The organism is Kordiimonas sp. SCSIO 12603, assembly GCF_024398035.1.
In the GTDB taxonomy this organism is placed as follows: domain Bacteria; phylum Pseudomonadota; class Alphaproteobacteria; order Sphingomonadales; family Kordiimonadaceae; genus Kordiimonas.
On record NZ_CP073748.1, the window covers coordinates 418310 to 434529 of the forward strand.

Consider the following 16220-nt stretch of genomic DNA (forward strand, 5'->3'; position numbering starts at 1 on the left):
CTGTCTCTACCCGCTGATTGCTGCCGAATTAATAAAGGCCGTAGAAAGCTTCACGCTGATAAGGCAGATCGACGCACCCAGTTCACCAGCTTCAATTCGTTTTGAAAGGTCTTTCACAAACATATCTACGATACGAAACGCAACAAGTTGGAGGATAAGCGCAATAATCCCCCAGAAGACAATATCCCAAAGGGAAACAGAAGCTGCGAGTGAGAAAGCCAGCGGCAGTGCAAGGCCGATTGTAGCCCCAGAAAAAGAAAGGGCTGCTGCAATATTCCCTTCTTTGATCAAGGAAATCTCATCATGATTGGTAATGCGAGTATAGATAAACATACCCATGATCAGCATCAAAAGCGTTGTACCGGAATGGATCAAAAAAAACGGCAGGCCGTCCAGTAATGAATTAAGTGCGAGTTCCATTTTCTTCCCCCTAAAGCCCCAGAACATCCATCATGGAATATCTGCCATAGTTTTGGCCTTTTGTCCAAAGGGCTGCACGCACAGCACCGTCAGCAAAGAGAGTTCTGTTTTCTGCTTTGTGAGAGAGCGTGATACGTTCGCTACCACTTGCGAAAATAACATCATGCTCACCAATTACAGAACCACCACGAAGAGTCGCGAACCCGATTGAGCCTTCTTCACGCTCTCCTGTCATGCCGTCACGTACATCAGCGCGCAGATCAGAAAGTGGCTTACCGCGCCCCTCTGCTGCCGCTTCCCCAAGCATAAGCGCTGTGCCTGAAGGTGCATCTACTTTGTGCTTATGGTGCATTTCCACCACTTCGATATCCCAATCAGTGCCCAGTTTTGCTGCAGCCTGACGGGTTAGCCCCATAAGCAGGTTCACCCCTAAAGAATAGTTTCCAGCCTGAATAATCACCGCTTTTTCGCCTGCCGCATCAAGAGCGGCATGGTCTTCTTCTGTAAGGCCTGTTGTTCCAACCACAAAAGCAACACCGGTGTCTGCCGCCATTTTAGCGTGCTTTGCTGTGTTACCGGGCGGCGTGAAATCAATCACAACATCAGAGGATGCAAATACACTGGCCGTATTATCTGATAGGGTAACACCGTATACTTCAGTGCCAATTTTGCTATGGCTCGCCATTTCAGAAACTGCGGTTATTTCTGCCTCTTTGTTTCCAATAAGCACAGCGGCAATTGCCTGTCCCATTCGGCCCAAACCGCCAATGATTCCAACTTTCAGCATGATGCATCCCTTTAATCTGTCTGCCTTCTGCCTACCATGACATTTGCCCAAAAGAAAAGGCTGGCGAAGAACCAGCCTCATCAATTTTTCTAATGGAGTGCTTTAGCCTAGAAATTGAAAATCAGATCAAAGCCCCATGTGGTTGGTTCTGTAAGCCTTGATACAGGCGTACCAAAGGTATCACGGGTTAGGCCTCCAGCACCGCCCGCATAGCGATTATTAAAGATATTACGCGCAAAGAAAGAGAAGCTGATATCTTCATCCGCATTGGTCCATCCCACACGAACATTGGTGAAATGCTGGGCAAGCCCTGTTTCCCAGATCACATTTCCAACGGAAACGATACCACATGTGTTTACGGCCCGGCATTCGCCATTTTCGCGGCGAGCGCTTGTGTAGCTATGATCAGCATGGAAATTAAGTGAACCACTGTCCCCAAGTGGATAAATATAATCACCACCAAAACTTATCCGGTATTTAGGTTCTCCCGTTGGATCTCCCACCGCGGAACGGCCACAGTTTTCCGAACAGGTAATATCCTGATAGCCGCCGTTAGCAAAGAAACGCAGGTTCCCGGTTGGTGCCCATAGAAGCTCTAGATCAATGCCTTTACCGGAAATGTCTTCTGTTTGGGTGAGATACTGCGGAACGCTGCTGCTATCTACCTCAAGAAGCCTGATCGACTGACGATCGTTATATTTATATTTCCAGAAGGACATATTGAACCGGAGGCTGTCTTCAAACCACTGGGATTTAAAGCCGGTTTCAATGTTCCACACAGTTTCATTATCGAAGAAGCTGTTGATCTGCACAGTATTGAAACCACCAGCCTTATACCCCCGCGCCCAGGATGCATAAATAAGCGCATCATCAGTGATTTTATAATCTACCGCGATCCTTGGACTAAAATTATTCCAACTGTCTTTGCGCTCAAACGCTATGCCTTCAAGGCCCCCAACATCAAAGACAAAATCACCACTGCCGCCTGTAACATTCGCAAGGATACCCTGCATAATATCTGCAAGGTTACCAATACCCGGGATTTCAAGCCTTTCTCTGCCCTCAATCGTGCGCGTATCATTGAACCATTCCCATGATTTCTTATCGTGGGTGTAGCGAAGGCCTGCATTAATATTCAAGTGGTCTGTCACCGCATAGGTTACATCTGCAAACGCGGCAAAGGCATTGAATGTACCTTCACCAAACATGGTTTCTTCCCAAAGCCGCCCGCTGAGTGATGTAAGCGCTAAATTGGAAATCGCCTCAAGTGATAAGGCTGGCAGACTGGGGTCCACACAGTTAAGCGGCAGGTTGTTAAAGCTGATAAAACCACTGAAACTATCAAGGAAGATACTTTCGCAGGCGTTGATACCGTCTGCTGGATTAAAGGACTGCGCCAGAATACCCGGTGTAGCCCCCACATTATAGAGAAGCGTATCGATTGAATCGAGCGTAGCATGGGTTTCAGAGCGCTGTTTGGCATTCTCCCAATAATAGCTGGCACCCGCGGTCCATGTAAGCCTGTCTGTTACTCCGTTCAGACGCAGTTCTTGATAGAAATGCTTGTTGCTTTCAACATTATCTGTATCAAAATAAAAATTTACATCCGCAGTACCATCTTCATCCTGCAAATTATTGGTATTAAAGGCTTTATAAGCAGAAATTGACGTGAATGTCGCCCAATCAAGCTCATGCGTAACTGTAAGGGTAATACCGTCCAAGTTCCGGCGTTCTTCCCCATTTGCAATATCGGATGATAACGGCCCAAACGGATCAGCACCGCCCACACTGTTGCCAGACCGGAAAAAAGTCCAATCCGGGTTTCCTGATGGCGGCACGTAACCGGCCGCAGCAAAATTTGCATAAAAAGCTGCAAGCGGAATATCTGTAACCGTATTGATCGGCAGTGCCCCAAACTGCTCACGCGTTAGGCCCTGGGGCGCACCAAGCACGGCATGGAGGAAATCTACATGCCCCGGAAGATCATTCAACTCAGAAGCATCTGGCGCTGTTCTATACTGGCCGTTTGCCACACCAACAATTGGTCGTTCTTCATCCTGATCAGTATGATCAAATTCATAAGCAAGATTGAAGGCCGTTCTCTCGCTTGGCTCCCAGCGAAGCTGTACGCGGCCTGTCACATTATCCTGCCTGCCGTAATCTTCCCCTGTAAGGGCATCATCCTCATACCCATTCTGCTTGTTCACAAGCAGGTTTGCCCTGAGAGCAACAGTTTCTGAGAACGGGATATTAATCATTCCGTCTATCAGCTTTTTATCATATTTGCCGTATCTGGCTCTTACACGGGCACTAAATTCTTCAAGGTCTGGCTTCTGGGTGATGATGGAAACTGCCCCTGCTGCTGTGTTCCGGCCAAAAAGCGTACCTTGCGGCCCTTTAAGAACCTCGATCCGTTCAATATCACTAAAGAAAATAACCCCAGCACCGGAACGCGACGCATAAACACCATCAATGAAAATACCTACCGCAGGGTCAGTCCCCACACCAAAATCACTGGTTTCAACACCGCGAATTCTGAAATTTGGCTGGGTAACCCCTGAGATTTCAAGACCCGGTGTGTAAGTACTGATATCTGTCAGGTTTTCCGCGGCAATTGTCTGCAGAAAGTTTGCAGAAAACGCATTAATAGAAATAGGGACATCCTGCTGGTTCTGCGCCCTTTTTTGCGCAGTTACCGTAATTTCTTCAAGTTGCAGGGCCCCACCATCACTTGTATCCTGTGCCTGAGCCCCTACAGCTCCAGCTAAAGCGGATACGCTCACTCCGGCTAATAATACAGCACGGTTTAAACTCATAACCCCCTCCTATGATATTTCTTCCCGGTAGTAATGGTTGCTACGAATTTGCTTTCTTCCCCAAAAACAATCATAGCCCGCCCCATTTTTGAGGCGAGCTTGCAGCAACCTTTTAAACTTTTACAGCATCCTTTTATTCAAGCTTCTTGATCCATTCTTTAAGTAAGTCCACCCCCTCAGTGTGGATTGTCGTTCTGCCAACCTCTGGCATCATTACGCCAGGATCCACAGAATTTACCCGGTACAGTAAAATCGATTTTTCTGGCTGCCCAGGTTCGATATCAACAGAAAATCCGCCTGATCCTCTGCCTGCAGCAACGGGCGTTTTTTTATACCCCCATGTAACTTTATTTGTTTCTCCGTACGTTAAAAACAAACCTGATGTAGAAGCTGGCCCTTCACTTCGGTGACAATGGGCACAGTTGATATCCAGATAAGCTCTGGCACGGCGATCCAGGCTTGCCGTTAAATCATCAAACTCTGGAACCGTAGGCGCTTTATCAGGTGTTGGTGCACCGCTAAGTTTACCAGTTTCAACCCATTTTGTGATCTGGTTTTTCTTTTCGTCGTCATATTCATAACTAAAGTTCAGATATCTGGCTTTGGGGCCAATAGGGGTGAATTCTCGCCCAAGGGTATGACAGCCTTTACACTGGTTTTTGTTTGGCACAACATAATCAATAGAGCGGCTTTCACCTGTTTCATCAATCCAGCTTACCGGCAGTGTTTTACCCGCTACTTTGAGAACGGCGTCGCTTTGATCCTCATTCCAGACATAAGCCCACGCATTCCACCCTGCTTCCTGACGGATCAAAAGCCGGGTTTCAATACGCCGAATATTTTCACCTGGTTTTCTGAAATCAGCTGGATACGCAAAGGTTTTAATAAGCGTGGTTCCAACAGGGAATTCCATCACTTCATGTTCTGAATATGTGGCTGACATACCTTCAGGTATATAAACGAAACGGTATTTATGGGCGTAATCTGTAAACAGCGGCATTTTCATACTGTAAGGCAACACACCATCAGCAGGCGTATGAGCCGAGACATCAGAAAACAACCCATAATCAGAAAGCAATTTTGCCGGGCGCTTTTTCATCAGCGCTGCATCATTAACCTCTGCCCCTGCTTGCTCTGCAAAGAAGGCAGCAATCATACTCAGGAAAACAAAAAAGCGCACAGCAACCACCATGTTTACTTCCCAGCCTTATCTTGCGGCAACACAATAGGATCTCGCGGTGGGATTGAACCATTATAATCTTCAATATCCCGGTCAATACCAGCATTCCACGGCACAATCATATCGTAGACAAAATCAAGGTTAGCGAAGGTGGTCCCATCTTTTTCCTTGATATGGATAGCATCTTCATCATCCGGTCCAAAGAAGGCTGCCCAAACACCACCAACAGCACCGTCCCAAACAATGTCTGGGATTGGAAGGCCCGTTTTCGGCTCAATCATTTCCTTCGCTACACCATCTGGTGCCCAACCACCACGACCGTATGTGTTGTCATGCACGTAAATATTACGCGGCAACGGATTAAATTCAGGATCATTATATTCACGCGGGTAAGCGGCAATCAGCATATTCACCGATGCATTTTCAGCCATTTCATTACCAAACACTTCAACATCCCGGTTCGACATCACCATAATGCCTGTACCCATTGGAACTGTACCAACAATGTTACCGGGAGGTGCGAAATTTGCTGTATCATTATTCACTGCTTTATTATTGTAAACGCGAATAGAATGGCCGCCTTTTTGAGGCAGGTTAGGCATATCGAAAATCAGGATGCCGCCAGTATTATGGGTGGCTACATTATCGTACACATCAGCGAAATAGCAGTTTTCGATTTCAATACCCGCCACATTATATTCCGCACGGCTGTTGCGCACGATGATATTCTGGCTTTGCCCTACATAGATGCCTGCGTCAGACGCGCCGATCACTACATTGCCATCGATAAGCACATTTTTTGATTCAACTGGATAAAGGCCATAAGACCCGTTTTCAGCTTTTGGGCCCCCTGTCCACTCAACCCGCACATTGATAAAGGAAATTGTGTCCACGCCTTTGGCTTTAATGCCGTCACCCGGGGTATCTTCAATCGCCAGCCCTTCAATCCAGACATTATCTGAGGTGATCAACAAACCCTCAGAACCTGTTTTTTGCTCCGCAAAGGAAAGGATAGTTTTATCCATACCCGCACCGCGCAGCGTAATGTTAGGTACATCAAGTGATAAAGCACCAGTGAAGCTGAATTTACCCGCGGGCAGTTCTATTGTTGAACCAGGCTCCGCGAGAATAAGCGCTTCCTGCAAGCTTTCCTGAATATTTTCACCCGCTTCAATTTGAATTATCTCTTGAGCATAGGCATAAGGGCTTGTTGCCATAAGAAGCATACTGGCAGCCGCTACCTTAAATAGTTTGTTCATTATTCTTCCCCTTGTCTGGAAGCCCCAACTTCCAGCACGTTCCATTCCGCCTATATTAGGGTGCATAAAAACACCTGTAGTGTCAACAAAATATGAAACAATTTCACTTTTCTTTATTTGCAATCAGACGGCCCTTATGGCACTTCATGGTTTGCAGTAAGGGGGGAGACAGCGTACAGCTGGTGTAAATATGAAAAAATTACCAAAGCAGGCGCGTGCAAAAGCACGGGTACAAACTATTTTGCAGGTAACACAGGACCTGCTTCTTCTTCACGGTGTTGAAGGCGTTACCACTACGGCTATTTCAAAAAAAGCAGGTATTCCTGTTGGTTCCGTTTACCAATATTTCGAAGACAAGGAAGAAATTCTCAGCACCCTCTACACACAAGCCTTCAATGATGTTCGTCTTGTTATTGAAGATACAGTAAAAGACTTATCTTCTGATGCTGATCTTGCAGAAATCGTAAATTCACTGCTGCAAACTTTCTGGAAACAAGCCTGGAATCACCCATCCTACCGAGCGCTTACCCGGTGGGCGAACGCTAAACTTGGTTTTTATGATGTAACGCCAAGCGAAGAAAGCGATGTAACGGAATTAATGCAACTCGCCTTTAGCGCGACAGGTATTAATTTCCCTGCAGACAGGTATAATACCATCCTCAAACTTTGTACCACGGTGATATCCATGATTATTGATATTGCTATTGAACAGGAAACTGAAGAAGACGCTCAGAAACTGGTTGATGAGCTTGAGATCATGGTACTTCGCTATATCAGCAGTTAAAGGAAGGCGCCCTGAGGCGCCTTTTCTTTTATTTTCAAAAGAATAGAAAAGCTGCATAGCCTGCTATTATCGCCATTGAAAAGATCACTGTTACAAAAGCTATCAGCAGCTTGGAGGTGAAAAGCGACCTGAGAAGAATGAGTTCAGTCAAACTTGCACCAGCACTCCCGATAATAAGTGACAGAATGGTGCCAGCACCTACCCCTTTTGAAAGTAGCGCACCAGCAAGAGGAATTACCGCTTCAGCCCGAATATAAAGCGGTACACCGATAACAGCGGCAACCGGAATAGCGAGCGGGTTATCAGCGCTGGCATACTTGCTTACAAGCTCTGTTGGCATATACCCGTAAATCACACTACCTATCGCAATACCTGTTAGAAGATACGGCAAAACCCCAACAAAATCCTTCCAGGCATCTTTCCAAACACCCGCATACTTGCCTTTGGTCTTTACGGCATCACCACAATTTGTTGCTCCACATGCCATTTTCTCCTCTGCTTCTACCGGGCGAATAAACCGGCTGAAATTCAAGGCTTCCAGAAGCCAACCAGCAAATAGAGACACAAGAAGCGCCGCAAGCACATAGGTGAGCGTGAGAGATGCGCCAAAAGTTGCTGCAAGCAGTACAACAATAACCGGATTAAGAAGCGGAGAAGCAAAAAGGAATACCATCATAGGCCCAAAACCAGCCTTGGCACGGATCAAACCTTTGAGCATGGGGATAGTCGAGCAACTACAGAAGGGTGTGATAGCACCGAGACCTGCCGCAATGAAATAACCATACCTGCTATGGCCGCTTAAAAGGCTTTCAATGCGTTCAGATGGAATATGTCGCTGCAAAACACCCACGAGCATACTGATACCAAGAAACAAAACTGATAGTTCCACGGCCAGAAACAAAAACATGTCCAATACGTCATACATTTGCTGGGACATTTTAAACTCCTATATTTCTAGAAATATCGAAATAATGATTAGCTATATTGATTTCAAGAGCTATGTCAATTATATTTCCATAAACTTCGAAATATTATCGAGTAGATCACAATGATGGATGACAGTAATGTAGCGGCGAGCCTCGCTGAACTTGGCAATATACACCGACTTTCAATCTTCCGCTTTCTCGTGAAAGCTGGCCATGAGGGTGCACCTGTAGGCGATATTCAAAAGGCGCTGGAAATCCCAAACTCTACCCTTTCCCATCATCTGAGCCGTATGGCAAAGGTAGGATTAATCACTCAAAACAAGAAAAGCCGCACAATCTTCTGCCTACCAAACTTTGAGCATTTAGAAGGGCTTATCAGTTTTTTGCAGGAAGAATGCTGTATGGGACATGAAAAAAGCGCCAGCTGATAAGCTGACGCTTTTATTATCTCTGTAAATGTACCGAAATCTATTCGGTCAGGTCTTCCCAGAAATCCTTAACTTTTGAGAAGAAACCTTCAGAACGTGGTGAAACATTATCTCCACCTTCTGCGGCAAACTCTTCCAACAACTCACGCTGACGTTTGGTAAGGTTCACTGGTGTTTCCACACTGGTTTCGATGATCATATCACCAACATAGCCGCCATTTAGCTCAGGCATACCCTTGCCGCGCAAGCGGAACTGACGGCCCGATTGTGTGCCTTCAGGAATTTTGATCCGAGCACGTTTACCTTCAATCGTTGGTACTTCAATCTGCCCACCAAGTGTAGCGGTAGACATCGGAATTGGTACCTGACAGAAGAGCAAATCACCATCACGCTTGAAAATTGGATGCGGTTTGATGGAAAGGAAGATATAGAGATCACCCGCCGGCGCACCGCGCTGGCCTGCTTCACCCTCGCCTGCAAGGCGAATACGTGTGCCCTCTTCAACGCCTTTAGGGATTTTCACCTGAAGGGTTTTTTCCTTATTTACCCGGCCCGCACCGCGACATGATTTACATGGGTTCTTGATAACACGGCCAGTACCCTGACAGGTATGACAAGCACGTTCCACCATAAAGAAACCCTGGTTCGCACGCACTTTACCGTGCCCACCACAAGTACCACATACCTCTGGGCTTGACCCCGGTTCGGCACCAGAACCACCACACGGATCACAGGCAACAGATGTTGGTACGGTGATTTTATCTGTTTTACCGCCAAATGCATCCTCAAGGCTGATTTCCATGTTGAAGCGCATATCATTGCCGCGCGCCGGGCCACCACGACCACCACGCTGCCTGCGGCCACCACCGCCCATGAAATCACCAAAAAACTCTTCAAATACATCAGAGAAATCAAAACCAGCACCGCCGTGGCCACCCTGGCCACCACCGCCCATACCATTTTCAAAAGCAGCATGCCCGTAACGATCGTACGCAGCCCGTTTTTCAGGGTCTTTGAGTACGTCGTAGGCTTCGCCCATCTCTTTGAATTTTTTCTCTGCTTCCGCATCACCCGGGTTTTTATCCGGATGGTATTTCATCGCTGCTTTACGGAACGCTTTTTTAAGCGTGTTCTCGTCAGCGTCTTTTGAAACACCTAAAAGCTCGTAATAATCTTGTTTTGACATCAAGCTACCCTTTAGCTTTCACATCCAGTCAAAATAAAGAGCTGCCCCCTGTGTTGGAGGCAGCTCCCTATATGTTTGACGTTAGGCAGCTGCCTTATTTCTTGTCGTTTTCGTCAACTTCTTCGAAGTCAACGTCTACAACATCATCACCTTCGTCTGCTTCCGCAGCTTTGGCAGCAGCATCTGCTTGTTGTGCGTCTGTCGCACCTTCAGCATCTGCCTGGCTAGCTTTATAGATTTCTTCACCAAGCTTCATTGAAGCCTGTGTAAGTGCTTCAGTTTTAGCTTTGATGTCTTCAAGGTCATCACCTTCAAGTGCTGTTCTTAGTTCAGCAATTGCAGCTTCGATGCCTTTTTTATCTTCTTCGCCAATTTTATCGCCATGTTCAGCAAGGTTTTTCTCAACCGAGTGAATCATTGCTTCACCCTGGTTTTTCGCTTCTACAGCTTCCTTGCGGGCTTTATCCGCATCAGCATTTGCTTCAGCATCTTTCACCATCGCATCGATATCAGCATCAGATAGACCACCAGATGCCTGAATACGGATCTGCTGTTCTTTACCTGTACCTTTATCTTTCGCGGATACATTCACGATACCGTTGGCATCAATATCAAAACCAACTTCAATCTGTGGCACACCGCGCGGTGCTGGTGGAATACCAACAAGATCGAACTGACCAAGCATTTTGTTATCTGCAGCCATCTCGCGCTCACCCTGGAATACGCGGATAGTTACAGCACCCTGGTTATCTTCAGCTGTTGAGAATACCTGAGATTTCTTGGTTGGAATTGTTGTGTTACGGTCGATCAAACGAGTGAACACACCACCAAGTGTTTCAATACCAAGTGAAAGCGGTGTTACATCAAGAAGAAGAACGTCTTTCACATCGCCCTGAAGTACACCAGCCTGAATAGCAGCACCCATTGCCACAACTTCATCAGGGTTCACACCTTTGTGTGGCTCACGGCCAAAGAACTCTTTAACCACTTCCTGAATTTTAGGCATACGTGTCTGACCACCAACGAGAACAACATCGTTAATCTCGCCTGCTGAAATACCAGCATCCTTAAGCGCTTTCTTACAAGGCTCAAGTGTACGCTGAACAAGATCAGCAACAAGGCTTTCAAGCTTCGCACGTGTCAGCTTAAGCTGAAGGTGCTTCGGACCAGAAGCATCAGCTGTGATAAACGGCAGGTTCACTTCTGTCTGAGAAGAAGAAGAAAGCTCAATCTTCGCTTTCTCTGCAGCTTCTTTCAGGCGCTGAAGTGCCATTTTGTCGTTGCGAAGATCAACAGTGTTTTCCTTCTGGAATTCATCTGCCAGATATTCAACAAGACGCATGTCGAAATCTTCACCACCAAGGAACGTATCACCATTTGTGGATTTTACTTCGAATACACCATCACCAATTTCAAGGATGGATACATCGAATGTACCACCACCAAGGTCAAATACAGCGATTGTGTGACCGTCTTCTTTCTCAAGGCCATAAGCAAGCGCAGCTGCTGTTGGCTCGTTGATAATGCGGAGAACTTCAAGACCAGCGATTTTACCGGCATCTTTTGTTGCCTGACGCTGAGCATCGTTGAAGTAAGCAGGAACTGTAATAACAGCCTGATCTACATCTTCACCAAGGTAGCTCTCTGCTGTTTCCTTCATCTTCTGAAGGATCATTGCAGAAACCTGACTTGGAGAGAATTTATCGCCTTTTGCTTCTACCCACGCGTCACCGTTATCAGCTTTAACGATCTCATAAGGAACCATGTCCTTATCTTTTTGCGTTGTTGGATCATCAAAAGTGCGACCAATAAGACGCTTAATAGCGAAGAGTGTATCACCCGGATTTGTCACTGCCTGGCGTTTAGCTGCCTGACCAACGAGGCGCTCGCCTTCATCTGTAAAACCAACGATAGAAGGTGTAGTACGTGCACCTTCAGAGTTTTCAACTACTTTTGGCTTAGACCCGTCCATAATGGATACACAGGAGTTTGTTGTACCCAGATCGATACCAATTACTTTACCCATTTTATACCTCATCCCGTTATAGCCGACTGCTGAATGGCCTCATGGAGCACCAGAATGCAGCCTCTAGGGCTTAGTTAGATTATTGTTAACAATAGAGGTGCGCACAAAGGAACAACCTCTTTCGAAGCCTATATAGGGTTGGCCTGAGCGCCCCGCAAGCCTCAAGGCCAATAAAAAATGTAAGTTTTTTGAATTATTCGAGACTAAAAAACCACGGAAAGCTTGAATTTCATGAAATTGAAACTTAGTGATCCTCATAAAGAACGATATATAGCTGGCTTTACCAGCTTCAGCAGTTGAGGAAAAAATGACAGAAACCGTATCTCAAGCGGCAGAAAAAAATGCCCCTGAAAAGAAGAATGAAGCCGGATCTCTTTTTAAAGATATCGTTTCAATCGTTGCTTTCTATTTCATTTTTACCACTTTCGCATGGGGCGCTTTCCATATCCCGTCAGGCAGTATGGAACCAACTCTTGAAGTTGGTGACCGTATCTTTGTTTCAAAGTTTGCTTACGGATATAACCGTTACAGTTTCCCAATGGACCCGGATTTCATTTCTGAGAACCGCCTGTTTGCCAGCAACCCTGATCGTGGTGATATTGTCGTATTCGTTCAACCGCACCGTAGTGATGATCATATCATCAAACGGGTAATTGGCATGCCAGGTGACCGCATCCAAATGCGAGAAGGCCGCCTTTACATCAACGGTGAGATGGTAGACCGCACATTTATCCGCGATGTAAACTACACCAATTATCAAGGGAATGACCGGCGGGTAAAAGAATATGAAGAAACACTGCCAGGCGGCGTAAAACACCGAATTTACGAAGCTACTGATCGCGGCCACTATGACAACACACCTGTGTTTGTCGTACCTCAGGACCATTATTTTATGATGGGTGATAACCGGGATGGCAGCTCGGACAGCCGCAATATTTCAGGCATGGGGCCTGTGCATTCGAAATTTATCGTAGGCGAGGCAGATATCACCACTTTCAGCCTTTATGATTGTGATCAAGGTAAAGATGTGGGTTGTCTTGGCTTTATTCCTTATGGACGTTTTTTCAATATTATCCGCTGATAGTCTGAGCCCAACTCTTACAGTTCATCATCATTAGCTGCAGCACACTCACAGGGAGTTTTCTGTTTTTAATGAATGCGTGATTGCAAATACTACCGCCCACAGTACACTCGCCAACAAAGATGCACTAAGTAATAAGGTGCGGGATGAAAATAAAGGACGGCAGATGACCGATAAACCGGTTGAAATAAAAGAAGAAAAAGAAGCAGTAGAAGATAAACCCAAAAAGAATGAGCTAGTCGCTCTTCTTAAAGATATCGTTTCCATTATTGCTTTTTACCTTATTTTCACCACCTTCGCATGGGGTGCCTTCCATATCCCGTCCGGTAGTATGGAACCAACCCTTGAGGTAGGTGATCGGATTTTCGTCTCTAAATTTACTTACGGTTATAACCGCTACAGCTATTATTTTGACCCTGATTTTATCTCAGAAGATAAGGTATTTTCAGGAAATCCAGAACGTGGTGATGTTGTTGTTTTCACACTTCCTCACCGTGGCGGGGATGATTTCATCAAACGTGTCATCGGCCTCCCGGGTGACCGTATCCAAATGCGGGAAGGCCGCCTTTATATTAATGGAAAGATGGTACAACGTACCTTTATCCGTGATGTGAACTATACCAACTATCAGGGTAGCGACAAAAGGGTAAAAGAGTATGAAGAAATTCTGCCTGGCGGTGTAAAGCACCGTATTTATGAAGCAACTGACAGGGGCCCTTATGATAACACCCCAGTTTTTGTTGTGCCTCAAGACCATTATTTCATGATGGGTGATAACCGGGATGGCAGCTCGGACAGCCGCAATATTTCAAATATGGGGCCGATCCACCAGAAATTCATTGTTGGCGAAGCTGATATAACCACTTTCAGCCTTTATGACTGTGATCAGGGTAAAGATGTGGGTTGCCTAGGTTTCATCCCATACGGTCGCTTCTTCAATATTATCCATTAGATATCTTTGGTAGCGGTGATAAACCGCTACCTATCCATAAAAATCACCCACTTTTTATGATCATAGAGAAGGTATCGTTTCCCTAAGCTCAAACTTTTTCACTTTACCCGTTGTGGTACGAGGTAGCTCTTCCATAAAAGTAAGGTGATTGGGGAACTTAAATTTACCCAACTTACCTTCACAGTAAGCATGAACTTCATCAATATCTAAGCTCATACCGTCTTTGAGTACAACAACCGCACAACCAGTTTCACCCCAGCGGTCCGACGGCACACCGATAACCGCTACATCTGCGATAGCCTCGAGGCCAAAGAGCACACTTTCTACTTCTGCGGGATATACATTTTCCCCGCCAGAGATATACATATCTTTAGAACGATCTTCGATGATATACCGTCCACCTTCATCTTGGCGTGCAATATCACCTGATTTGAACCAACCATCCACAAACGAGCTTTTATTGGCTTCTTCATTGTTCCAGTAACCAGGGGTGATAGTAGGGCCACGCATCCAGATTTCGCCTACTTCACCTTGCTTCACATCCTTACCATCCGGGTCCTTCAGGCACATTTCCGTAAGAAACAATCCCTTGCCTGACGTTCCAATAAATTCAGGGACATCTGATGGTTCAGCAACACAGTTTGAAGCGGCAGATTCTGTCATGCCGTAGCCATCACAGATAACAAAGCCCTTACTATACCACCATTTTACAAGCTCTCCTGGCACGCTGGCACCGCCTGCGATTGATACCACCATACGCGAAAAATCAGTGGTTTCTGCCTTTGGGTTAAACCGCATGTCATTAAGCATGGCTGGCACGAGAATAGTGTGGGTTATACCAAGGTCCGCACTATCAATGGCATCAAGCACGGCATCAGATGTAAACATTCGCATTACCAGTGTTGTTCCACCAATCCAAAGGGCAGGGAGCGAGGAAATATTTAGCCCTCCAATATGGAAGAGCGGCATAACAGTAAGCCAGACAGATTCCGCCGTATTCTGTGCCCGCTGCAGCAGGTTAATAGCAGAATAGAAGATCATACCGTGGGTGATAATCACGCCTTTGGGTTTGCCGGTAGTGCCGGAAGAATACATAAGCATGCATTCTTCACCCAAGGTTTGATATTCTCGTGTAAGAAGAGGTTCAGAAGATGCAATCGCTTTTTCTAAATCAGTCTCAACACCACCAAGGCCGTCCATCCCCACATAGTGGTTAATATTCACAAGCGGCTTCAGTTCTTCCACCACATCAGCAAACATATGATCATAGAAAAGAAGATCAGGCCCCGCATCGTTCACGATATATTCAAGCTCACTGGCTGTAAGCCGGAAATTCAGGGCCAAAGCGCTGGCACCAATACGCCACGCGGCAAATAGGATATCTAGAATATCGGTAGAGTTCAGGGCCAAAAAGGCAACACGGTCACCTTTAGAAATCCCTCTGGATTTCAGATAGGTCGCGAGCTGACCAACCCTGACATTCATTTCAGAATAGGTGAACTGGCGCCCGCTCGCCATATCCATGGTTGCCAATTTGTTTGGTTTGGTATCAGCGTGATAGGCGATATAATCCTGCGCTATTACATCATGCTTAATCATGATTTTCTCCCCATTACTGGCGCCATTAAGAACGCCCAAATTCCCCACCACATGAACTGCAGTGATTATAGGCAGCAAGGAAAAGGGGGAGATACCTGCTGCGTTTCTAACTATTCCAGATTGGATCTTTTAAAGATTTAATAAACTCAGCATGCGCTGTCAAATCCTCTTCACTCACAGGGAAAGTACGCTTTTCACGCTTTTTTTTCTGGATTACAGCGCGGGATGATTTAGCAACAGATAAGTCCATCCCGCTTTGGCGGCCACCTTCCAGCTCAATATAAACTTCTGCAAGGATTTCAGCATCAAGAAGCGCACCGTGAAGGGTACGGTGAGTATTGTTGATAGCAAAACGCTTACAAAGCGCATCAAGGCTGTTTGGTGAACCCGGAAATTTGGTCCGGGCAATGGCGAGTGTATCAATAAAGCGCTTTTTGTGAATGATAGGGCGGCTAGCGTTCTCAAGTTCCCAGTTGATAAATTTCATATCAAACTCGGCGTTGTGCGCCACGAGCACACTATCATCACCGACATATTCAAGAAATTCATCCATCACTTCAGTAAATACGGGTTTATCACTGAGAAATTCGGTTGTCAGACCGTGAATTTTCACGGCACTTTCTGGTACTTCACGCTCAGGATTTACATATTGGTGCAGATTATTACCGGTGAGCTTTTTATCAACCATCTCAACAAGACCAATTTCAATAAGCCTGTCCCCTGAAAGTGGGTCAAAGCCTGTGGTCTCTGTATCAAAAATAAGCTCACGCATAGTT

14 protein-coding genes are annotated in these 16220 nt (G+C 46.0%); 4 read left to right on the forward strand and 10 right to left on the reverse strand.

Annotated elements, in window-relative coordinates:
• Window positions 1–6 precede the first annotated feature (6 nt).
• The 5 genes from KFE96_RS01880 to KFE96_RS01900 all read right to left on the reverse strand — a co-directional run bounded on the left by KFE96_RS01880 (window position 7) and on the right by KFE96_RS01900 (window position 6462).
• Window positions 7–420, reverse strand: a complete 414-nt coding sequence (locus KFE96_RS01880) for a DUF350 domain-containing protein (RefSeq protein ID WP_255834331.1) — start codon at window positions 418–420, stop codon at window positions 7–9.
• A gap of 10 nt (window positions 421–430) precedes the next feature.
• Entirely contained in the window at window positions 431–1207 is a 777-nt protein-coding gene (gene dapB / locus KFE96_RS01885; protein WP_255834332.1) for a 4-hydroxy-tetrahydrodipicolinate reductase, read from the reverse strand.
• A gap of 107 nt (window positions 1208–1314) precedes the next feature.
• Window positions 1315–4023 (reverse strand): TonB-dependent receptor, encoded by a 2709-nt coding sequence (locus KFE96_RS01890; protein ID WP_255834333.1) that lies wholly within the window; start codon window positions 4021–4023, stop codon window positions 1315–1317.
• A gap of 133 nt (window positions 4024–4156) precedes the next feature.
• On the reverse strand, window positions 4157–5215 hold the full coding sequence (locus KFE96_RS01895; protein WP_255834334.1) for an SO2930 family diheme c-type cytochrome: 1059 nt from the start codon (window positions 5213–5215) through the stop codon (window positions 4157–4159).
• A gap of 2 nt (window positions 5216–5217) precedes the next feature.
• A complete protein-coding gene (locus KFE96_RS01900; protein ID WP_255834335.1) occupies window positions 5218–6462 on the reverse strand; it encodes a parallel beta-helix domain-containing protein in 1245 nt (414 codons plus the stop codon).
• A gap of 190 nt (window positions 6463–6652) precedes the next feature.
• Here KFE96_RS01900 and KFE96_RS01905 point away from each other — a divergent pair, with 190 nt between their 5' ends.
• On the forward strand, window positions 6653–7246 hold the full coding sequence (locus tag KFE96_RS01905; protein ID WP_255834336.1) for a TetR/AcrR family transcriptional regulator: 594 nt from the start codon (window positions 6653–6655) through the stop codon (window positions 7244–7246).
• Window positions 7247–7280: 34 nt separating this feature from the next.
• On the opposite strand, the gene KFE96_RS01910 is transcribed toward KFE96_RS01905, so the two are convergent.
• Window positions 7281–8183 (reverse strand): permease, encoded by a 903-nt coding sequence (locus KFE96_RS01910; RefSeq protein WP_255834337.1) that lies wholly within the window; start codon window positions 8181–8183, stop codon window positions 7281–7283.
• A gap of 114 nt (window positions 8184–8297) precedes the next feature.
• Between KFE96_RS01910 and KFE96_RS01915 the strand changes: the two genes are divergently transcribed.
• Window positions 8298–8600 carry an ArsR/SmtB family transcription factor gene (locus tag KFE96_RS01915; protein WP_370650553.1) on the forward strand — a complete coding sequence of 101 codons (303 nt, stop codon included), beginning with the start codon at window positions 8298–8300 and terminating at the stop codon, window positions 8598–8600.
• Window positions 8601–8640: 40 nt separating this feature from the next.
• On the opposite strand, the gene dnaJ is transcribed toward KFE96_RS01915, so the two are convergent.
• A complete protein-coding gene (gene dnaJ, locus KFE96_RS01920; RefSeq protein ID WP_255834339.1) occupies window positions 8641–9786 on the reverse strand; it encodes a molecular chaperone DnaJ in 1146 nt (381 codons plus the stop codon).
• Window positions 9787–9880: 94 nt separating this feature from the next.
• Window positions 9881–11812 (reverse strand): molecular chaperone DnaK, encoded by a 1932-nt coding sequence (dnaK, locus tag KFE96_RS01925; RefSeq protein WP_255834340.1) that lies wholly within the window; start codon window positions 11810–11812, stop codon window positions 9881–9883.
• Between the two features lie 307 nt (window positions 11813–12119).
• Here dnaK and lepB (KFE96_RS01930) point away from each other — a divergent pair, with 307 nt between their 5' ends.
• Both lepB (KFE96_RS01930) and lepB (KFE96_RS01935) read left to right on the forward strand, forming a co-directional pair.
• Entirely contained in the window at window positions 12120–12893 is a 774-nt protein-coding gene (lepB, locus tag KFE96_RS01930; protein WP_255834341.1) for a signal peptidase I, read from the forward strand.
• Between the two features lie 166 nt (window positions 12894–13059).
• The gene (gene lepB / locus KFE96_RS01935) at window positions 13060–13845 is read left to right on the forward strand and encodes a signal peptidase I (RefSeq protein ID WP_255834342.1); all 786 of its coding nucleotides are present in this window, start codon (window positions 13060–13062) and stop codon (window positions 13843–13845) included.
• Window positions 13846–13905: 60 nt separating this feature from the next.
• Here lepB (KFE96_RS01935) and KFE96_RS01940 read toward each other — a convergent pair whose 3' ends face one another.
• Both KFE96_RS01940 and dnaQ read right to left on the reverse strand, forming a co-directional pair.
• Window positions 13906–15444 (reverse strand): AMP-binding protein, encoded by a 1539-nt coding sequence (locus KFE96_RS01940; protein ID WP_255834343.1) that lies wholly within the window; start codon window positions 15442–15444, stop codon window positions 13906–13908.
• A 106-nt stretch (window positions 15445–15550) separates the two neighbouring features.
• Window positions 15551–16216 carry a DNA polymerase III subunit epsilon gene (gene dnaQ, locus KFE96_RS01945; RefSeq protein WP_247019641.1) on the reverse strand — a complete coding sequence of 222 codons (666 nt, stop codon included), beginning with the start codon at window positions 16214–16216 and terminating at the stop codon, window positions 15551–15553.
• Window positions 16217–16220 lie beyond the last annotated feature (4 nt).